We start from the raw sequence: 20,100 nt of genomic DNA on the forward strand, positions 1-20,100 counted from the left end.
TTTTTATTTACTGCTTTTGCAGCACGTTACGTGTATACGCGGGATTGTTTGTAAATACCCCATCTACTTTTTGTTTCAGCATAATCGGCGTCAGAGCCCGCTCATCTTCCTTATCAAAAAAGACGTGAACCTTCATCTTATTGTGGTGGATACGTTTTACGGCGGCTTCATTTGTTAATTTAGCATTAAGGCCGACTGTATCAGCATATGTTCTGATGGCTTGCAGCTGCTTATCATTTATGTTCTCAGCCTCTTTATCTTTTAATAACCGAACAAGAGGGACGTTTTTATTCATAGATCGAACTTTCTTTAAGCTCTTCTCGCTAAAGGATTCAATGACCGCTTTATGACTGGAAATCAGCTTATATTTTTGTAATATGTCAATCAGCTTCTTTTCCATCACCAGGCTGCCGTTGCTTTCTCTTGTCTCAATATAGTAATTGGCAGTTTGTCCGAATTTCTCTATGATTTCTTCAATCGTTAAAATCTTTTCTCCTTTTCCGGCATTCAGTTTTTTGATCTCAGCCAAAGACAGATCCTCTGTCAATCCTTTACCATCAGTTGTCCGATCGACCGTTTTATCATGAATTGCAATCAGATGGCCGTCCTTTGTCTCCCTTAAGTCTATCTCAATATAGTCTGCTTTGTCTTTAATGGCACGTGCATAGGATAAAGCAGTATGTTCCGGTTCAATCGCAGAAGAGCCCCTATGCGCTATTAATACGGGATGATAGCCGGCGGAAGCATGTATGACGGAGCAGCCGCCCGTCATGGAAATTAATCCTATGATGACTAAATATTTTAATTTTTTCATAAAATTAAAATATCATATTATGCCTGCGCAAACAATGTTTCATTCTTCACATAAGAATAAAAAAACCGCACCTTCATGATATACACACACGAAAGGCGCAGTTCACCCATTATGAACTTTTCGTCCAAGCCATCTTTTGAAATTTGCGGTAGGCTCTTCCGTTGATATAAAAGAAAAATGACGTTTTTCCGCTTGCTCTGATCAGCTTTCGCGCGAGGCGGCCCATTTCTTTTTGGCTGGCGACTTTGTCATCGGATAAATAGACGCCGAGCAGCCCCCTGTTAATCAGCCGGTGGAAGTTTTCATGCGGAATGCCGTGCAGATGTTCATCCGCTTTTTCAATAAAATGCTTCAGTCTCTGCATCATTTCTTCATGAGACTGATAATACGTGCAGAAATTCAAATCGCCTTCAAGCAGATCCTCTTCCTGGTCAATTAAATAATCGAGCAGAATGTGCAGGCCTTGTATGTACGGAAAATAACTGCTGCGGATTTTCTCAGCGGTATGTTCGTTAAAATCTGGCTGGAATGAGTAAGCAACGAGACAGAAAATGCCTAACGTCGAACCGGCGCAGGCCGAGAACTCAAACCATTCCATTTCCGGAAGCTTTGACTGATACTGCTCAAACCAGGCTTTAAGCCTCGGAACGCGTTCATGTTCTACGACATGCTTATGAACCTGAAGATCGCAATAATAATCGCACAGTTCAAGCAGATAAGGTTTAATAAGGCTGTAGTGTTCTATTGACCCAAGCACCCGCTGGCATGTTTTGACCAGCTCATGAAGATAACCGCCGTCATCCTGCTCCTCTCTGTACTGATAGTACGGCTGCACCTCTGCACCGACCGTCAGCGCGTCACGCATGGAAAGGTGAAGCATGCGGAAATCCTCCGGGTCAAGCGATGTGCTGCGGTCGCACAGATTGTCCAGATAATCACTGATCGTCTGATACGCAATGATAAATTGCACGCACTTCTCTTTTTGCTCTCCCGACAGCAGAGCTAAAATGCCGCCGCCTTCACAATGAAACGATTTATCGCGGATACTTGCGGCCGCCTGCTGCCGCAGCTCGGTATTTTTAATGGAATCTGATTTTTCCCGCCACATATTCAATTCCTGATGAACGAGCGGAAAAATTTCCCGATACACTTTTGCCATAAGGTTAAAAGGATGTTCCGGTACTGTCAACATATGCACCCCCAGCGAATTCAAATATACTGATCTGTAAAGGCTTTCGCCGCCTTAAACACAGCTTCTCTTTCCGGTTCATTAAAAATTTCATGATAAAGCCCTTCCCACTCCCGGTAAGACTTATTATGGGAAGCCACACCGGCAAACCATTTGCGGACTTTCATTTTATCGACGATTTTGTCATCACCGCCCTGCATAAGCAAAAGCGGCACCTTTAAAAACGCATCGGTCGGCACCATAGCGGCATCAATCGTTTTTATAAGCTCTCTGTACCATCTTACAGATACTTTCGTGACATATAAAGAATCGTTTTGATCCGCTTCAATCATGTCCGCATTCCTTGTCGCCATATCAGGTGATAAACCGGAGTCCACTCTGATGGACGGAGCGAGGACATTCAGCCCTTTAGACGCAAAATCAAGCACTTTATTGACTTTTATTTGCAGCCCGAGACAAGGTGATGATAAAATGAGTGCCGTAATGCGGGGATTTCTCTGCTGCTTAAACCATTCTATCGCAATCAGTCCGCCCATGCTGTGGCCCAAAAGGAAAACGGGTGCTTCAAGCGTTCTCGCTTGATCAATCCATATATCTACTTCATCAATGTATTCTTGGAAAGAGCGAATATGCCCTCTGGCGCGGGTGGATGTTCCCTGACCCGGCAAATCGCCCATCACCACGTTATATCCGGAAGATCTCCACATTTCAACGAGCCATTTATAACGCCCGTGATATTCACTTGCCCCGTGGATGATGACAATGGTACCGACGGGCCTGTCTGCTTTCCAAGTCCACATGCAGTTCACCTCTTACATAAATTTAAAGAAAGAAGGATGAGACATGATAATCTACCCTTATAAACAATTTACGCCGGATATACATCCTGATGCGTTTATCGCGGATAACGCCGTCATTACGGGTGACGTCGTGATCGGAGAACAATCAAGCATTTGGTTCTCAGCCGTCATCCGCGGGGATGTTGCGCCGACAAGGATCGGAAAAAGAGTCAGCATACAAGACTTGAGCTGTCTGCATCAAAGTCCCGGCCGCCCGCTTCTTATTGAAGATGACGTCACGATCGGCCATCAGGTTACACTGCACAGCGCAGTCATCAGAAAGAATGCTTTAATCGGTATGGGCTCCGTCATTCTGGACGGGGCGGAAATCGGAGAAGGCGCGTTTATCGGCGCCGGAAGTCTCGTTCCTCCGGGCAAAACCATTCCTCCCGGCTGTCTTGCGTTCGGCCGGCCCGCAAAGGTCATCCGCCGGCTGACAGAAGAAGACATACGGGACATGGAAAGAATCAGAACGGAATATGTTGAAAAAGGCCGATACTATAAAACACTGCAAGAGAAATAAAAAAGATCAGCTTCATTTTACTACTGTACCATTTTTCAAAATATTATTTAAGTAATAACCATTTGCGTTCCGCTGATTGTCAGGAAACAGTAGCAAAATGTTCAGGAATTTGTTTTATTCTTCCCCCTTTTACCCGATCCTATGAAAAAAGAGCCCATTTCAGCGGGCTCTTTTTTTACGCTTTTTCAGCGAATGTCTGTCCGTTTTCCAGGTTTATGTGTTTTCTTTTGTGGAAGCCTTTCCCGTAATAGGCTGCTAATAAAATGCCGAACCAGACGGGGCCGATGATGACAGCCACCCTGGTTTCTGCATCAAAAGCCATCAGCACAACGACAAATGCGAGAAAAGCCAGTGAGATGTATGAGGAAAAAGGGTATAAAGGCATTTTATATTTCAGTTTTTTCCGTTCTTCCGGCTGTAAACTTTTACGGTATTTCATTTGGGAAAGCAAAATAATCGACCATGTCCAAATTGCTCCGAACGTCGCAATGCTTGTCACCCACGTAAACACTTTCGCCGGCACCACGTAGTTCAGCAGAACGCCGATGCATAACGCACCCGCTGAAACCAATACCGCTTTTCCCGGCACGCCGCCTTTTGTGACCGTGCCGTAGGCTTTCGGGGCTTCATTTTGCTCCGCGAGATTAAACAGCATGCGTCCCGTGCTGAAGATCCCGCTGTTGCAGGAAGAAAGAGCCGCCGTCAAAACGACAAAATTAATGATTCCGGCTGCTGCGGGAATTCCGATTTTTTCAAATGTCAAAACAAACGGACTGCCGCCTGAACCGATTTCCTGCCACGGATAAATTGACATAATGACAAATAAAGCTCCGACGTAAAAAATGAGAATGCGCCAAAAAACCGTATCAATGGCCCGCGCCAATGATTTTTCCGGATTTTTGACCTCACCGGCTGTGACACCGATCAGCTCAATTCCGAGATATGCAAACATGACCATTTGCAGCGACAGCAGCACCCCTTTAATCCCATTCGGGAAAAAGCCGCCGTTGCTCCATAAATTGCTGATTCCAAGCGCGACGCCTCCGTTTCCGAGACCGAATACGATCATCACCAGACCGATCGCAATCATTGACAGAATCGCCAAGACTTTAATGAGCGCAAACCAGAATTCAAGTTCACCATACGCTTTGACCGCCAGAAAGTTGACAGCTGTCATAATGACGAGTGCACAAAGCGCCCAGATCCATGACGGCACGTCAGGGAACCAGTAGCCCATATAAATGCCGACCGCGGTGATTTCCGCCATACAGGTAACGACCCATAAAAACCAATAATTCCAGCCTGTTAAAAAACCGGCCAGCGGTCCGAGATAATCTCTTGCATAGCGGCTGAATGAGCCGGCAACAGGCTTTTGAATCGCCATTTCCCCTAATGCCCGCATAATAAAAAACATGACCAGCCCGCTGCAGGCGTAAGCGGCTAAAATCCCCGGTCCTGCAAGCTTTATGGCAGAAGCTGACCCGAGAAACAGTCCGACCCCTATCGCGGCGCCCAAAGACATAAGCGAGATATGCCTCTCTTCCAAACCGCGGTGAAGCGTTTTTCCTTTGTTTTGCATAACTCTCCCCCCTGATTTTGACAGAAAAGTAACAAACCGAGACGAAATAGCCAGAAAGCACTTTCCGGCATCTGCCCGATTAGTCCTATTATAACCTTTTTCTGAATATTGCGTAATACTTTACTGAAAACATAGCGGAATAGATGGTTTACATAAAACAATAGAAAAAAAGGCTTTCGATAACATCGAAAGCCTTTTGGATTAAACGAAAATGACTTCTTTCGGCTGGTGATTCAGCTCTTCCGGCACCAGTCTTTTTTCAACATTGATGCTGTGCCAGATCATGAAGATCAGCACGGTCCAAATTTTGCGGCTGTTGTCCGCTCTGTCGGCGCAATGATCTTCCAGAAGCTGAAGGACATAATCCTTTTCAATATAAGCGTCTGTTTCACTTTCACGAATGATGTTGCGCACCCATTCGTTCATTTCATTTTTCAGCCAGTGGCGGATCGGCACAGGGAAACCGAGTTTTTTGCGGTTCAGCACATGATCAGGCACAACTCCTTCAGCGGCTTTACGCAGAAGGTATTTCGTCGTACCGTTTTTCGTTTTCAGTTCATCCGGAATTTTAGAAGCCACGTCAAACACGACTTTATCAAGGAACGGCACGCGCAGCTCCAATGAATTGGCCATCGTCATTTTGTCAGCCTTTAACAGGATGTCGCCGCGCATCCACGTGTGAATGTCGACATACTGCATTTTATTAATGTCGCTGTATGAACGGCTTTCCGTAAAGTACGGCTTCGTAACATCACGGTATGAAAGCTCAGGGTTGTAATGTTTGAGCAGCTGTTTTTTCACAGGCTCTTCAAAAATCTTCGCATTCCCGATATAACGGTCCTCAAGCGGTGTGCAGCCGCGGACTAAGAGGCTTTTTCCTCTCATTCCTTCCGGCATGACGGACGCCACATGAAGAAGCATTTTTTTCAGACCGGACGGAATGCGTTCAAACGGTTTAAGCGACAGCGGTTCGCGGTAAATATTGTACCCGCCGAACAGCTCGTCCGCGCCTTCCCCGGATAACGCAACCGTTACATGCTTTTTCGCTTCTTTCGCGACAAAATACAAAGGAATCGCCGCCGGATCTGCAAGCGGGTCATCAAAGTGCCAAACGATTTTCGGAAGCTCGTTCATATACTCCTCAGGAGAAATGACTTTGCTGATATTTTCAATCCCGAGCGCCGCAGCTGTTTCCTTCGCTACGTCAACCTCACTGAAGCCCTGCTGTTCAAAGCCGACAGAAAATGTTTTAAGGTTCGGGTGAAATTCTTTCGCAACTGAGACGATAAAAGAAGAGTCGATGCCGCCGGATAGAAACGAGCCGACAGGAACGTCACTTCTCATGTGGACTTTGACAGAGTCAAAGATTGCGTCTCTGACTTCTTTCACCAATTTATCTTCATCGGACTGAACGGGCTTAAAGTTCGCTTTGAAATACGTTTTAAACGCGATTTCGCCTTCCGGGCGGATCGTAAACTGGCTGCCCGGCTCGACTTTTTTCACTTCAGCATCAAGCGTGCCCGGTTCAGGGACGAATTGGAAAGACATATATTGCTGTAAAGAAGCTTTATCGAGATCAATACCGTTTTGAGCGGCCATTAAACTTTTTCTTTCAGATGCAAAATACACTTTGTCCCCGATGGTTGTGTAATACAGCGGTTTAATGCCGAACGGGTCTCTCGCGCCGTACATGACACGGTCAGTTTTGTTCCAGATTAAAAACGCAAACATTCCGCGAAGCTTTGAAGCGGCTTCTTCTTTATAATGACGGTATGTCGCAAGGAGCACCTCTGTATCGGAATCTGTATTGAAAGTGTAGCCTTTCGCTTCAAGCTCTTCTCTCAATTCAATGTAGTTATAGATTTCGCCGTTAAAAATGATCCAATATTTCTCATCTTCATATGATAAAGGCTGTCCGCCGTTTTCTACGTCAATAATACTGAGCCGTCTGAAGCCGAATCCGACGTGCTCATCATGATAATACCCATCGCTGTCAGGACCGCGGTGAACGATCATTTGGTTCATTTGTTTGATTAGCTCTTCTTGATCTGCGGTTTGAGTTAATGGATGCTTATTAAAAACACCGACAAATCCACACATAGTATAGCCTCCATAAGTGTAATTTTCTAATTGGACCCCCTTTTTATAGACGCTTTGTTACGCCATTGGTTTCACGCTATGTAAAAAATAAGCATGGCAGCATCTGCAAAAAGGGAAAGCCGCTTAAATAAGCGGCTATAAAATTATTCTCCTAGTGCTTCTTTGCGAAGCGCATCCGCCTTGTCAGTACGCTCCCAAGGAAGATCCACATCGTGACGTCCGAAGTGGCCGTAAGCGGCAGTCTGCTTATAGATCGGACGGCGCAAATCAAGCATTTTAATAATGCCGGCAGGTCTCAGGTCGAAGTTATTCCGTACGACTTCGATCAGTTTCTCTTCAGAAGCTTTTCCTGTATCAAATGTATTGATGGAAATAGATACAGGCTGTGCCACGCCGATTGCGTATGCAAGCTGCACTTCACAAGAATCAGCAAGTCCTGCAGCCACGATGTTTTTCGCTACGTATCTCGCAGCGTAAGCCGCTGAACGGTCTACTTTCGTCGCATCCTTACCGGAGAATGCACCGCCGCCGTGGCGTGCATATCCGCCGTATGTGTCAACGATGATTTTACGGCCGGTAAGTCCCGCATCGCCTTGAGGACCGCCGATTACGAAACGTCCCGTAGGGTTGATGAAGTATTTTGTTTCGTCATCAATCAGTTCCTCAGGCACGACAGGGTTAATGACATGCTCTTTCAGATTGCGCTGAATCTGCTCAAGCGTAATTTCCGGATGGTGCTGAGTTGAGATGACGATCGCGTCGATGCGGACCGGCTTGTTGTTTTCATCATATTCAACGGTAACTTGCGTTTTTCCGTCAGGGCGAAGGTACGGAAGAATGTCTTCTTTGCGGACTTCGCTCAAACGGCGGGCCAATTTATGCGCCAAAGAGATCGGAAGCGGCATAAGCTCTTTCGTTTCGTTACACGCATAACCGAACATCAGGCCTTGGTCACCTGCTCCGATAGCTTCGATTTCAGCATCGCTCATTGTGCCTTCACGCGCTTCAAGAGCCTGATCGACACCCATCGCGATATCCGCAGACTGTTCATCAATTGATGTTAAAACAGCGCAAGTCTCCGCATCAAATCCGTATTTTGCCCGTGTGTAGCCGATTTCTTTAATCGTTTCACGGACTGTTTTCGGAATGTCAACGTATGTTGATGTTGTAATCTCTCCGCTTACCAGCACAAGGCCTGTCGTTACAGATGTTTCACAGGCTACGCGCGCGTTCGGGTCTTTTTTTAAAATCTCATCTAAGATGCTGTCAGAAATTTGGTCACAGATTTTATCCGGATGACCCTCGGTAACAGATTCAGATGTAAATAATCGACGGTTTTTACTCATTCACTTTTCCTCCTGAAAAAAGATCTTTTGAAAGACCTTCTCATATGATACGGAACTCGCTCCCTCTTAATACAATGTCATACTATATCAGAGAATGTTAATTGGCATATTTTATGAAATAAAAAAACCTTTTCCACTCGAGGAAAGGGTTTGGTCTGTGTGCCTTTCACTCTTATCGCTCAAGGAAATATTAAACCTTGCATCAGGTTAGCACCTTGGTTTCCCACAGTGTATTCACCTGCTTTTTTACAGAGAAACCGGTTGCTGGGCTTCATCGGGCCTGTCCCTCCGCCAGCTCGGGATAAGAGTATCCGCTCAATGAAATATCTTATCGTAAAAGGGCGGAAAGTGTCAATATGAATTAAAGCGATTACGCGCCTTTATTTCAGGAAGCAATGGAAAAACACAAACAAAAAACAATAAACAGTATAGACTATTTTTATATATGTGTTATACTAATTCCACATTCAGCGAAATAAAAATAAACCGGCAAAGGAAGGGTTTTATGAAATTAGTTGATTTAACTGCAGATCTTCAAGCATTACTCGCAAGTCCAAATGTGCATCATAATTTATCGGCGCCAAAACTTACCGAAAAAGTGATCACCCGAAATGAAGGCACACTGACATCTACGGGCGCCGTACGTGCCACTACCGGTGCATATACGGGGCGATCACCTAAAGATAAATTTATCGTTCGTGAAAAAAGCACAGAAAATCAAATTGATTGGGGCGCGGTGAACCAGCCCATTTCTGAAGAGGCGTTTGAAAAGCTGTACGCCAAAGTCGTCAGCTACTTAAAACAGAGAGATGAACTGTTTGTTTTTGAAGGATTCGCAGGCGCGGATGAAAAATACAGACTGCCGATTACAGTCGTAAATGAATTTGCATGGCACAACCTGTTCGCGCGCCAGCTGTTTATCAGACCGGAGACGGCTGAAAGGGACCCGAAAGCACAGCCGTTTACCATTCTCTCAGCTCCGCATTTTAAAGCGGATCCGGAGACGGACGGCACGCATTCGGAAACATTTATCATTGTATCTTTCGAAAAGCGCGTCATTTTAATCGGCGGCACCGAATACGCCGGAGAAATGAAAAAATCAATTTTCTCCATTATGAACTTCCTTCTTCCCCAGCAAGATATTCTGCCGATGCACTGCTCAGCCAACGTCGGTGAAAAAGGTGATGTCGCCTTGTTCTTCGGTCTTTCCGGCACAGGGAAAACGACGCTTTCGGCCGATGAAGACCGGAAACTGATCGGCGATGACGAGCACGGCTGGTCAGACTCCGGCGTGTTTAACATTGAAGGCGGATGTTATGCTAAATGTATCAACCTGAGCGAAGAAAAAGAACCGCAGATTTTTCGTGCGATCCGCTTTGGGTCTGTTCTTGAGAATGTTGTGCTTGATGAAAAAACGGGTGAGGCGGATTACGACAATTCCTTCTACACGGAAAACACAAGAGCCGCGTATCCGATTGAGATGATCGGCAATATCGTGCAGCCGAGCATTGCCGGCCATCCGCAGGCGATCGTCTTTTTAACGGCGGACGCGTTCGGGGTGCTCCCTCCGATCAGCAAACTGACGAAGGAACAGGCGATGTATCATTTCTTAAGCGGGTACACCAGCAAACTCGCGGGAACCGAGCGCGGCGTGACATCTCCGCAAACGACTTTCTCCACGTGCTTCGGTTCACCTTTCCTGCCGCTTCCGGCTCACGTCTATGCCGAAATGCTCGGGCATAAAATCGACGAGCACGGCGCTCAAGTCTTCCTGGTCAACACAGGCTGGACCGGCGGAGGGTACGGAGTCGGAGAGCGGATGAAACTTTCGTATACAAGAGCGATGGTAAAAGCCGCAATTGACGGCACGCTTGATCAGACAAATATGACGGCTGACAGCATTTTCGGCCTGCACAGTCCCGTTCACGTTCCGGGCGTTCCGGATGAGGTTCTTCAGCCTGAAAACACATGGAGCGATAAAAAAGCATACAACGAAAAGGCGCTGTTTTTAGCCAATGAGTTTAAAGAAAACTTTAAAAAGTTTTCTCATGCAGACTCGATCGCCAAAGCCGGCGGGCCTCTCGTTTAATCAAAAAAGCCAAGGGCGCTGCTGCCCTCGGCTTTTGTTTTTTCAGTTAGTCGAATGAAGCGAAGTGAGTCTGTATGTAATGCTCGTCCGGCCGTTCGCCCATTCGAGCTTTTGGACTTCGCCGGTTCCGGATTTCTCGCCGTTTTTTGTTTTGCGCACGTCCATCGGAATATCAAGAGGATAAACGCGGTAGCCCTCTTTTTCCAATAAAAAGATATTTTCCTCTATCCGTTTTTCATTGCCTTTTGTCACAATCATTGTATTAAATTCAACAGGCATTCCCAAAATGAAAATCCCCTTTCATTCTCTTTTTCTTTATTATCATATCATAAATCCGTTATCTTACCTTGTCTTCATCCATTCCGCCAGACGCCGGACAATGCGCCTGTTTTCCTGCGGCGGAAAATAATGCGTAAAACCGCTGTAATACCAGGTTTCCACCGGTTTTCCCGCCTCTTTCAGCCTGTCCTCAATTATCCGGGCATGTTCGATCGAAACATTTTCGTCATTCTCGCCGTGGATGAGCAGCACAGGCGCTTGAATACGGTCTGCTTTTTCAAACGGCGAACGCCATCTGTATTCATCCGGCACCTTTTTCGGCGTGCCGCCGATCACCCGCTTCATCATCCGCCGCATATCCTTCCGCTCTTCATAAGTAAGCACCATATCACTCACACCGCCCCAAGAGACGAGCGAAGCCGCCTGATGCCCCATCTCGATCGCAGTCAAAAGCCCCATGATGCCGCCTCGGGAAAACCCGAAAATATGAACCCGGCCTTCCCTGACGTTCGGGTGATCCCGAAGCAGGCGGAAAGCGGAAAACGCGTCCTCTCTGTCCTCTCCCGCAAAATCTTCATTTCCCTCGCCGCCCTGATTGCCTCTGTAATAAGGTGCAAACACGACAAAGCCTTGGGAAGCAAACTGAACGATTCTTCCCGGGCGGACCATGCCGACATTTTTTATGCCGCCGCGCAAATATAAAAAACCGTCGTATGTTCCCGGCGCCGCAGGCTCGGCAAGGAGCCCCTTTACCTTCAGCCCTTCTGACTCATAGCACACCGCAAAGAGCCGGACATGCGGGCTCGGAGACGGAAACCTTCTCTTTTCAACCAGCAAAGCAAATGAGCCTCCTTCATCATCAGTTTTTTTATTCTTTCCCAACCTGAATATGGGCACTCACACATTTTTTATACCCATCATACGATATGTAAAGCAAAAAAGGTTATTTTAACGCTTAATACAAGGAGGTTACAACGTGAACAAATGGCTCAAAACGAGCTGCATCTTTGTCATATGCGCCTTTTTCCTGCTCATTCTTCCGGCCTGCAGACAGGAAGAAAGTCTGACGAAGGTGAAGGTGGCGGAAGTCACACACTCCATCTTCTATACGCCTATGTATGTCGCTGAAGCGAAGGGTTTCTTTAAAAAAGAAGGGCTTCAAGTGTCTCTTCAAACAACATGGGGCGGAGACAAAACGATGACATCGCTTTTGTCAAACGGCTCTGACATCGCGCTGGTCGGTTCTGAAACATCCATTTACGTGGAAGCGCAAGGAGCTAAAGATCCTATCATCAACTTCGCGCAGCTGACGCAGACAGACGGCACATTTCTCGTGGCGCGGAAGGATGAGACATCATTCAAGTGGGACGATTTAAAAGGAAAAACATTTCTCGGCCAGCGAAAAGGCGGCATGCCTCAAATGGCCGGTGAGTACGTCCTGAAAAAACATCACATACAGCCGAAAAAAGACATCAACCTGATTCAAAACATTGATTTCGCCAACATTTCCAACGCATTTGCATCCGGCACCGGTGATTATGTGCAGCTGTTTGAACCGACGGCATCCCAATTTGAAAAAGAAGGTATCGGCCATATCGTCGCATCCTTCGGGGAAGCTTCCGGCCAAGTGCCTTACACAACTTTTATGGCAAAAGAAAGCTATTTAAAAAACAATGAAAAAACGGCGGAAAAATTCACCCGCGCCATTTACCGCGCCCAGCAATGGGTGGAAAGCCACCCGGCCAAAGACATCGCAAAAACGATTCAAAAGGAATTTGCCGATACCGATCCGGCCATTATTGAAACATCAATAGAACGCTATAAAAAACAAAAATCATTCTCTTCAGACCCTGTTCTGCAAGAGGATGAATGGGAACAGCTCCAATCGATTATGGATGAAGCCGGAGAGCTCCCGAAACATATTCCGTACAGCAAACTCGTCAACACAAAAATCGCCAAAAAAGCCACCTCAGAACAATAGGAGGAACATGAATGTCTTTTTTACAAGTGGATCATGTAACACATACTTATTTCTCGCTGAAAGAAAGAACAACCGCCGTGAAAGATATACATTTTCATATTGAAAAAGGGGATTTCATCTCCTTTCTCGGGCCGAGCGGATGCGGAAAAACCACCCTCCTGTCCATTCTGGCCGGCCTTATCGCCCCCGCGCAAGGCCGGGTGCTGATTGAAGGAAGCGTGCCGAACCATAAAGAACACCAAATCGGCTATATGCTTCAGCAGGATTATTTATTTCCTTGGAAATCAATTGAGGAAAACGTCCTGCTCGGTTTACACATTTCCAAAACATTAACAGAAGAAAAAAGGGCTGAAGTTCTCAGCCTTCTGCCTAAACTCGGATTAATCGGCGTCGAAAAAAAATATCCGAAAGAGCTGTCAGGCGGAATGCGGCAGCGGGCAGCACTTGCCAGAACGCTTGCGCCGGACCCGGGACTGCTGCTTCTGGATGAGCCGTTTTCCGCGCTGGACTTTCAAACGAAGCTTTCTTTAGAAAACCTTGTCTTCAAAACATTAAAAGATTTTCAAAAAACTGCCGTGCTCGTCACCCACGATATCGGTGAAGCCATCGCCATGAGCGATACGATCTATTTATTTTCGAATCAGCCGGGCACCATCCACCAAATCTTCACCGTGCCCAAGGAGCTCGCGGCCTTAGATCCGTTTGACGCGCGTCAGGACCCGGCCTTTCAGCCGCTGTTTCAAACGATATGGAAGGAGCTGAACTCCCTTGAAAAACAGCAGCGGCACGATTGAACAGCTTCATCAGGAGTTTAAGAAAAAACACCAAAAAGAAAAACGCCGGATCCGTGCGTATCAGGCCGCTATTTTCATCGTATTTTTTGCCGGGTGGGAAATATCGAGCAAGGCAGGCTGGATCGATCCGTTAATCTTCAGCTCACCCTCTGCCGTTTGCCGGCTCTTGGCGGAAAAGATCGCGGACGGGTCTCTTGCGGCCCACATCGGCGTTACATTAGGAGAAACCGTTCTGGGCTTTTTGCTCGGCACACTTCTCGGCACATGCCTCGCCGCTCTGTTATGGTGGTCAAACAGGCTCGCCCGTGTGTTAGACCCGTACCTCGTCATTTTAAACGCGATGCCGAAAGTCGCACTCGGGCCGATTCTTATCGTCGCACTCGGGCCGAGTTTCACAAGCATCGTAGCCATGGGTGCAGTCATCAGTGTCATTATTACGACGATCGTCGTTTTTACGGCTTTTCAGGAAGTGGATGAGAATTATATTAAGGTCATGAAAACCTTCGGAGCGAAAAGGCGCATCATATTTAAAGAAGTCATTTTGCCGGCGTGCTCCCCCGCGATTGTTTCTGCGCTTAAAGTGAATGTCGGTTTATCCTGGGTCGGGGTCATTGTCGGCGAATTTCTTGTGTCCGAAAAGGGACTGGGCAACATGATCATTTACGGCTTCCAAGTCTTCAATTTCACTCTGGTGTTCTTAAGCCTTCTGATCATCGCGGTTTTTGCGACATTGATGTATCAGGGAGTCGAATGGTTAGAAAGAAAATGGACGAAAGGAAAAATATAAAAAAGACCCGTGCGATATCGCCGGGTCTCCGTTTTTATGATTGAAATACGCCGTCCTCTTTCAGCTTTTTCAGGCTGATCGGAAGCACTGAATCTTTCATGATGAAACTGAACTTTTTATTTCTCGGGAGATTCTCCGGCAGTTCGCTGAACAGCACCGGCCCCTTCGTTTCAAAATAATCAGCCTGTTTTTCAAGCCTTTCAATATCGGCAAAATATATATTCTTAATGATTATCTTTTCCCTGCCGAGAACTTTATACTGTCCGACGTACTGAAGGTGTCTTACTGCAGCGCCGGTTTCTTCTTTCACCTCGCGCAGTGCCGCTTCCTCCGCACATTCCATCGGCTCCACTTTTCCGCCCGGAAATTCAAACCCTCGGTCTTCATGCTCAGTCAAAAGCCATTTATCGCCATATCGGCATATGACCCATACGTGCTTCGGGCTGTCTGAAAAAGGCTGGTGTTCAAAGGAGAGCTGAACAGTATTCTGATAATAGTCTTTAAACTCGTACATGTTTATCCCTCTAATCCGTTCCTTCATATCTTCCATACATCATACCACAGTTGCGTTTGTTCGGAAGCCCTTTCTCAAAAATTCAGAGGAAAACCATCATACCCGCTAGTATAGCCTCGTTTGAAGCAAATGTTACGGTTTGCGCTTGAATTTATTTTTCAAGGTGTCCAATAGATCGACGAGCACCTGCGGAACCGGGATGCCCAGCGCGCTTGCCGTGATCACAATCTGTACCGATTCGTATAAGATATAAAACATGATAGCCAAATTACGGATAGCGCCTTCGGTATAAAGCAGCTGATCAAAAAAATGGCAAACTGAGACTAATGCCAGGGTCACAATTTTTTTGACCAGCCGCGCAAAAAGCCTTTTTGGGCTCAGCTGATGCAAAAGAGACTCTTTTAAGCTTGTACTGATAAATTCGATCGCCATGACCGATAGCAAAATCAGAAACGAATACTGAAAACCGCCAAAGAAAAATCCCGCTGCCGACACAACCACTGCAAAAAACGAAAAGATGCCAAAGTCTCTGCCCATATGATCCAACATCCTTTCACAGAAACGGCCTTACATTATTCTATGAAAAGTGAACGGAACGGTCTGGATTTTTCAGAAAAATGGACAACATCTCTTCGGCAGCCAAATAAAAGACCGGACGCTCTAAAGCCCCGGTCTTCCCTTGTTAATTATCCCAAATACGCTTTGAGCATCCAGTTATGTTTTTCGATATTCTGGTGAATGGCTAGCAGCATATCGCCGGTCGTTTCATCCCCGACCTCATCTGCGAGATCCATTCCGCTTTTCAGCTCTTCTGCAATGACAGTGAAATCATCATAAATGTTCTGTACCATTTGTTCTGCACTCTCATTGCCTTCCGCTTCTTTTATAGAAGCAGTCTTCAATGATTCCGTCATGGTGCCGATCGGCTTGCCGTTTAATGCCAGCAGACGCTCTGCAAGGTCATCAATATATGTAGCCGTTTCGTTATACAGCTCTTCGAATTTCTCATGCAATGTGAAAAAGTCCTTCCCTTTGACGTACCAATGATAGTTATGTAATTTCACATACATGACCGTCCAGTTTGCAACTTGTTTATTAACTGCTTCCAATAGTTTTTCTGACATGCCAATCTTCCTCCTTTGGTTTACTATTGATATACCCTATATATCGTGTGTTAAAACATAAATTTTTAGCCCTTGGTTTTCCATATGGAAAATATGTTATGATTTGTTAAAAAGGAGGGATTTCATGTTGCTTCTTCTGAGTCTCGGCTTTCTTATCGTGCTTGCCGTGCTGCTTTTATCCATCTGGTCGACTGTAAGAGCCTATAACGTAAAGCATACGATCGATCCGCCGCAGGACACATCAAACGGATTGACGGATAAAAACAAACCTTAATGATGTTGTGCCTTTTCCTCATGGCCGGAGGAATCATCGGCAGCTTCAGCATCCCCGACACGCACTTTTACAGTCGGCATATTGTGCTGCTGTTTTGCCGTTACGTGGGATTGAACGGTATACACACCTTCTCCATCGAATTCAGTCCGCAGATGATACGCCCCTTTTTCCTCCTTGGCCTTGATTGTTTTGCCGCTGCCTTTTTTTCCTTCTTTCCATACTTCAAACATGACTTCATCCGCATCCGTGACCCGCTTGCCGCCGTAAAAAACCTCCGCCTTGTATTCTGCTTTTTCATGCGGCTCTGCCGTTTCCGGTCCGGTAAGCTTGACTTCAAGCGCTTTCGGCTCTTCATCCGCGGAGGTTTTGTCCGCATTGCCTCCGCAAGAAGATAAAAGAAATACCATACCGCACATACCCGCCAATACAGCCCGTTTCATTCCATCACTCCTTCATGTTTGCTTCTATTTTAGCAAACGCTTACACATAAGGTGTGACATTTTTTAGAAATATGTAAAAAAGCCTTTTTGCACGACAGCAAAAAGGCCTGTTTTTTATCCGAACACTTTGAGCAAATCTTCTTTATCCTGTGACAGCCAGAAACGCATCAGGCGTTTCGCGCCTTCCAAATCATGAAGTTTCGCCTGGCCGCACTGTTTTTCATTGGCTGCCGGGATCTCCGTAATATCGATGGCTTCTTTCAGCGTAGCGTCAAGCAGGTCGACAATTTCTTCCGCTGTCGGCTCGCCGCTCACAACAAGATAATAGCCTGTCTGGCAGCCCATCGGTGAAATATCTATGATGTCGAAGTGATCGTATTTCTCAGAATGTGTGCGAATCGTAAACGCAAGCAAGTGCTCAAGCGTATGAATCGTATCCGGCTTCATCGCCTGTTTGTTCGGCTGGCAGAAGCGGATGTCAAACTTATTCACGACGCCGTCTGTTCCGACTTTATGCACTCCGCAATGTCTTACATACGGAGCCACAACCGCGTTATGGTCAAGCTCAAAGCTTTCTACTGAAGGCATAATAGCACTCCCTTTTTTCAGAATATGCATCCATTATAACACAGTTTTCCGATAAGAATTGCGGCGGAAGCTTTTCAATCTGAAATTTTTTTTCTATACTGGCATTAGAAAGGTGGTTTTTTTGATGAAAACCATAATGATTGCGTTAATCCGCGGATACCAGAAGTTCATCTCTCCGCTGACGCCGCCGTCATGCCGCTTTTACCCGACATGTTCTCAGTACGGAATCGAAGCCGTGAGGACTCACGGCGCATTAAAAGGCGGATGGCTGACCTTGAAGCGAATCTTAAAGTGCCATCCGTTTCATCCGGGCGGGGTTGATCCCGTACCGGAAAAAAAACAAAAGCATTAGTCCATATGCTGGTAGCCGTCGATCACCAGATCAAGTTTACCGGTTTCAGGATCAATCACCAGACCGTGCACCGGCACATTGTCAGGGAAAAGCGGATGGTGTTTAATGACGTTTACGCTGTCTGTCACACTCGCTTCTACAGAATCAAAGCTTTTCAGCCATTGATCAAGATCAACACCTGAGTGCTTCAGCATGTCAATCCGCTCTTTCGGAATACCGCGGTCAATAATTTTACCGAGCATATCCTCGCTGTTGATTTTGCTCATGCCGCAATCATGATGGCCGATCACGCAGACTTCATCAGCGTTTAATTCATATACGGCCACTAAAAGGCTGCGCATGATGCTTCCGAACGGGTGGGCGACAAGCGCGCCGGCACTTTTAATAATTTTCACATCACCGTTTCGCATGTTCATCGCATGGGGAAGCAATTCAACAAGACGTGTGTCCATGCAGGACAAAATCGCCATCTTTTTATCCGGGAATTTAGATGTTTGGTATTTTTCATAATCTTTGTTTTTAGTGAACTGCTCATTAAAATTCATGATATCGTTTAGAAGACTCATCTTGGTGTTTCCTTTCTGCCTTTTTATTCACAATATAACACAAGGCGGGCCATTTCGTCACTACCCGCACCTGATCACAAAGTAACAGACGGCCCAATAAATAAGACAAACCCCCCTCGGGCTTGTCTTATTTCCCCATATTGTATTTTTTGTTGAACTGTTCGACTCTCCCGCCTTTTTCGTTGAACTTTTGGCGGCCTGTATAAAACGGATGTGTATCTGAGCTGACTTCTACTTTAATCAGCGGGTATGTTTTTCCGTCCTCCCACTCTGCCGTTTCCTCTGACGTTTTCGTTGAATGGCTTAAAAACCGGTAGCCGCTGTTCACATCTTGAAAAATCACTTGATGGTTATCCGGATGAATATCTTTTTTCATGCTGATCTCCCTTTCTCAAATCGTAATAATTACGTTTTATTCTAAACCTTAAATAGGCGCTTGTCAATCATATATGCCCCGATCCCTTGATTTCTAAACCCTGCTCATATATGGAATCAGAAGAATAATCTAATGGCTTCAGCAAATAATATAACCACATTACATAAAACGGTAATAAGAAAGGCGGTTTATGACGTGGATGATTTAGTGTTAGCCAGAAGCCTGTTCGGGACAACCATGGGCTTTCATATTATTTTCGCGACGCTTGGTGTCGGCTTGCCTCTGATGATTTTAATGGCTGAATTGATTTATCAAAAAACCAAAGATCCTCATTATGCCATAATGGCGAAAAGGTGGACAAAGGCGCAGGCGGTTCTGCTTGGCGTGGCGATACCGACCGGAACGATCGCGGGTACACAGCTTGCTCTTTTGTGGCCCGGATTCATGGAAGTCATCGGCAGAGTGATGTCACTCCCGTTTCAAATTGAAATTTATGCTTTCTTTATCGAAGCGCTGTTTATGTCCATTTATGTCTATGCCGCTGACCGGCTGACTCCGGCGATGCGCATCATTGCGGTTATTTTCGTTTTGATCGGCGCCGCGGCATCTGCCGTCTTAATCACAAATGTTCACGCATTTGAAGGAACGCCGGCCGGCTTTAAAATTTTAAACGGCAAAATCACTGACGTCGAACCGTGGGCCGCATTTTTTAATCCAAGCTTTTTCACCACCGCGGGCCATGTCGTTCTGACGGCTTTCATGACCGGTGCATTTATCGTCGCCTCTGTAGCGGCTTATAAAATGCTGAGAACGAGAAAACAGGAGCAGATATACCGGTTTCACCGAAAAGCGCTGCTGCTCGCTTTAACGATCGGCGGAATTTTTTCCATTATTGCTTCTTTAAACGGACACGAATCTGCTCAGCTTCTTTACGAATACCAGCCTGAAAAGCTTGCGGGCGCAGAAGGGCTGTTCGAAACAAGATCACACGCTCCGCTTGCGATCGGCGGTTTTACCGATGCAAAAGAAGAAAAAGTAAAATGGGCAATAGAAGTGCCGTGGGCTTTAAGCTTTTTGGCTGCAAACAGCTTTGATACCGTCGTTAAAGGGTTGAACGCGTTTCCGAAAGACGAGTGGCCGCCTTTATTCATTCATACACTGTTTAACGGAATGGTCGGCATCGGAATGCTGCTCATTTTGTACTCCATCATCGGCATCGTATGGAGAAAAATCTTAAAGAAAGACAGCTTTCCGACTTGGCTTTTGATTTTATTTTTAACTGCAGGACCGCTCAGTCTGATCGGAATTGAATTCGGGTGGATATTCGCTTGTACGGGACGGCAGCCATGGGTGATTTATCATCTGCTGAAAACATCAGATGTCGTTACCACAACCGGTTCAATCGGCTTGCTGTTCATCCTGTTTACGGTGGTTTACGCCATTTTGGCGGCCGCAGTCATTTATGTGCTGCTTTATTATTTCCGCAAACATCCCGTTGAGGAGGATGTAAAAGCGGCGGAATCTTAACAAAGAAAGGGCTGAATTG

General features: G+C 46.1%; 23 protein-coding genes and 1 riboswitch. Of the genes, 8 read left to right on the forward strand and 15 right to left on the reverse strand.

Annotated elements, in window-relative coordinates:
- Positions 1 to 7 precede the first annotated feature (7 nt).
- The 3 genes from ABDB98_RS13960 to ABDB98_RS13970 form a co-directional block, all read right to left on the reverse strand.
- Positions 8 to 814: a glycerophosphodiester phosphodiesterase family protein gene (locus tag ABDB98_RS13960; RefSeq protein ID WP_438420440.1), complete on the reverse strand. Its 807-nt coding sequence runs from the start codon at positions 812 to 814 to the stop codon at positions 8 to 10.
- A 109-nt stretch (positions 815 to 923) separates the two neighbouring features.
- On the reverse strand, positions 924 to 2,003 hold the full coding sequence (locus tag ABDB98_RS13965) for a tetraprenyl-beta-curcumene synthase family protein (protein ID WP_029575344.1): 1,080 nt from the start codon (positions 2,001 to 2,003) through the stop codon (positions 924 to 926).
- Between the two features lie 20 nt (positions 2,004 to 2,023).
- Positions 2,024 to 2,803, reverse strand: coding sequence for an alpha/beta hydrolase (locus ABDB98_RS13970; RefSeq protein ID WP_438420441.1), 780 nt, complete (start codon positions 2,801 to 2,803; stop codon positions 2,024 to 2,026).
- Positions 2,804 to 2,849: 46 nt separating this feature from the next.
- Here ABDB98_RS13970 and ABDB98_RS13975 point away from each other — a divergent pair, with 46 nt between their 5' ends.
- Complete coding sequence (locus tag ABDB98_RS13975) at positions 2,850 to 3,365, forward strand: gamma carbonic anhydrase (RefSeq protein ID WP_101605599.1); 516 nt, start codon at positions 2,850 to 2,852, stop codon at positions 3,363 to 3,365.
- 175 nt (positions 3,366 to 3,540) lie between these two features.
- Here the strand turns inward: ABDB98_RS13975 and alaP are convergent, their stop codons facing one another.
- From alaP to metK, 3 genes are all read right to left on the reverse strand, one after another.
- On the reverse strand, positions 3,541 to 4,944 hold the full coding sequence (gene alaP, locus ABDB98_RS13980) for an alanine permease AlaP (protein WP_438420442.1): 1,404 nt from the start codon (positions 4,942 to 4,944) through the stop codon (positions 3,541 to 3,543).
- A 201-nt stretch (positions 4,945 to 5,145) separates the two neighbouring features.
- Complete coding sequence (gene asnB, locus ABDB98_RS13985) at positions 5,146 to 7,044, reverse strand: asparagine synthase (glutamine-hydrolyzing) (protein ID WP_438420443.1); 1,899 nt, start codon at positions 7,042 to 7,044, stop codon at positions 5,146 to 5,148.
- 143 nt (positions 7,045 to 7,187) lie between these two features.
- Positions 7,188 to 8,390 (reverse strand): methionine adenosyltransferase, encoded by a 1,203-nt coding sequence (metK, locus tag ABDB98_RS13990; RefSeq protein ID WP_016938485.1) that lies wholly within the window; start codon positions 8,388 to 8,390, stop codon positions 7,188 to 7,190.
- Between the two features lie 169 nt (positions 8,391 to 8,559).
- Positions 8,560 to 8,698, reverse strand: a riboswitch (SAM riboswitch).
- 197 nt (positions 8,699 to 8,895) lie between these two features.
- Here metK and pckA point away from each other — a divergent pair.
- Positions 8,896 to 10,479: a phosphoenolpyruvate carboxykinase (ATP) gene (pckA, locus tag ABDB98_RS13995; protein ID WP_438420445.1), complete on the forward strand. Its 1,584-nt coding sequence runs from the start codon at positions 8,896 to 8,898 to the stop codon at positions 10,477 to 10,479.
- A gap of 42 nt (positions 10,480 to 10,521) precedes the next feature.
- Here the strand turns inward: pckA and ABDB98_RS14000 are convergent, their stop codons facing one another.
- A complete protein-coding gene (locus ABDB98_RS14000; protein ID WP_013353269.1) occupies positions 10,522 to 10,764 on the reverse strand; it encodes a DUF2584 domain-containing protein in 243 nt (80 codons plus the stop codon).
- Between the two features lie 57 nt (positions 10,765 to 10,821).
- On the reverse strand, positions 10,822 to 11,595 hold the full coding sequence (locus ABDB98_RS14005; protein ID WP_438420446.1) for an alpha/beta hydrolase family protein: 774 nt from the start codon (positions 11,593 to 11,595) through the stop codon (positions 10,822 to 10,824).
- Positions 11,596 to 11,734: 139 nt separating this feature from the next.
- On the opposite strand from ABDB98_RS14005, the gene ABDB98_RS14010 reads away from it, so the two are divergent.
- The 3 genes from ABDB98_RS14010 to ABDB98_RS14020 are packed head-to-tail and all read left to right on the forward strand — an operon-like array spanning position 11,735 to position 14,320.
- Positions 11,735 to 12,739, forward strand: coding sequence for an ABC transporter substrate-binding protein (locus ABDB98_RS14010; RefSeq protein WP_438420447.1), 1,005 nt, complete (start codon positions 11,735 to 11,737; stop codon positions 12,737 to 12,739).
- 11 nt (positions 12,740 to 12,750) lie between these two features.
- Positions 12,751 to 13,533 (forward strand): ABC transporter ATP-binding protein, encoded by a 783-nt coding sequence (locus ABDB98_RS14015; RefSeq protein WP_047476785.1) that lies wholly within the window; start codon positions 12,751 to 12,753, stop codon positions 13,531 to 13,533.
- Positions 13,508 to 14,320, forward strand: a complete 813-nt coding sequence (locus tag ABDB98_RS14020; protein ID WP_438420448.1) for an ABC transporter permease — start codon at positions 13,508 to 13,510, stop codon at positions 14,318 to 14,320. The genes ABDB98_RS14015 and ABDB98_RS14020 overlap by 26 nt, the downstream gene beginning before the upstream one ends.
- A 34-nt stretch (positions 14,321 to 14,354) precedes the next feature.
- Here the strand turns inward: ABDB98_RS14020 and ytkD are convergent, their stop codons facing one another.
- The 3 genes from ytkD to ABDB98_RS14035 all read right to left on the reverse strand — a co-directional run bounded on the left by ytkD (position 14,355) and on the right by ABDB98_RS14035 (position 15,958).
- Positions 14,355 to 14,834, reverse strand: a complete 480-nt coding sequence (gene ytkD, locus ABDB98_RS14025) for an RNA deprotection pyrophosphohydrolase (RefSeq protein WP_016938479.1) — start codon at positions 14,832 to 14,834, stop codon at positions 14,355 to 14,357.
- 132 nt (positions 14,835 to 14,966) lie between these two features.
- Positions 14,967 to 15,371 carry a phage holin family protein gene (locus ABDB98_RS14030; RefSeq protein WP_438420449.1) on the reverse strand — a complete coding sequence of 135 codons (405 nt, stop codon included), beginning with the start codon at positions 15,369 to 15,371 and terminating at the stop codon, positions 14,967 to 14,969.
- Positions 15,372 to 15,520: 149 nt separating this feature from the next.
- Positions 15,521 to 15,958: a Dps family protein gene (locus ABDB98_RS14035; RefSeq protein WP_003152242.1), complete on the reverse strand. Its 438-nt coding sequence runs from the start codon at positions 15,956 to 15,958 to the stop codon at positions 15,521 to 15,523.
- Between the two features lie 124 nt (positions 15,959 to 16,082).
- Between ABDB98_RS14035 and ytzI the strand changes: the two genes are divergently transcribed.
- Positions 16,083 to 16,232 (forward strand): YtzI protein, encoded by a 150-nt coding sequence (gene ytzI / locus ABDB98_RS14040; protein ID WP_060964482.1) that lies wholly within the window; start codon positions 16,083 to 16,085, stop codon positions 16,230 to 16,232.
- On the opposite strand, the gene ABDB98_RS14045 is transcribed toward ytzI, so the two are convergent.
- Entirely contained in the window at positions 16,229 to 16,672 is a 444-nt protein-coding gene (locus ABDB98_RS14045; protein ID WP_060964481.1) for a FixH family protein, read from the reverse strand. The two genes, ytzI and ABDB98_RS14045, sit on opposite strands and share 4 nt — an antisense overlap.
- Positions 16,673 to 16,786: 114 nt before the next feature.
- Positions 16,787 to 17,260 (reverse strand): S-ribosylhomocysteine lyase, encoded by a 474-nt coding sequence (locus tag ABDB98_RS14050; protein ID WP_003152237.1) that lies wholly within the window; start codon positions 17,258 to 17,260, stop codon positions 16,787 to 16,789.
- Between the two features lie 124 nt (positions 17,261 to 17,384).
- On the opposite strand from ABDB98_RS14050, the gene yidD reads away from it, so the two are divergent.
- On the forward strand, positions 17,385 to 17,612 hold the full coding sequence (gene yidD / locus ABDB98_RS14055; RefSeq protein ID WP_016938474.1) for a membrane protein insertion efficiency factor YidD: 228 nt from the start codon (positions 17,385 to 17,387) through the stop codon (positions 17,610 to 17,612).
- Here yidD and ABDB98_RS14060 read toward each other — a convergent pair.
- Together ABDB98_RS14060 and ABDB98_RS14065 are read right to left on the reverse strand one after the other, a co-directional pair.
- Entirely contained in the window at positions 17,609 to 18,178 is a 570-nt protein-coding gene (locus ABDB98_RS14060; RefSeq protein WP_016938473.1) for a beta-class carbonic anhydrase, read from the reverse strand. The genes yidD and ABDB98_RS14060 overlap by 4 nt on opposite strands.
- 127 nt (positions 18,179 to 18,305) lie before the next feature.
- Positions 18,306 to 18,554, reverse strand: a complete 249-nt coding sequence (locus tag ABDB98_RS14065; RefSeq protein WP_003152229.1) for a type B 50S ribosomal protein L31 — start codon at positions 18,552 to 18,554, stop codon at positions 18,306 to 18,308.
- Positions 18,555 to 18,749: 195 nt separating this feature from the next.
- On the opposite strand from ABDB98_RS14065, the gene ABDB98_RS14070 reads away from it, so the two are divergent.
- Positions 18,750 to 20,081, forward strand: a complete 1,332-nt coding sequence (locus tag ABDB98_RS14070; protein WP_369546280.1) for a cytochrome ubiquinol oxidase subunit I — start codon at positions 18,750 to 18,752, stop codon at positions 20,079 to 20,081.
- Positions 20,082 to 20,100 lie beyond the last annotated feature (19 nt).

Origin of the sequence: Bacillus siamensis (assembly GCF_051628075.1) — a bacterium.
Taxonomy (GTDB): Bacteria; Bacillota; Bacilli; order Bacillales; family Bacillaceae; genus Bacillus; species Bacillus siamensis.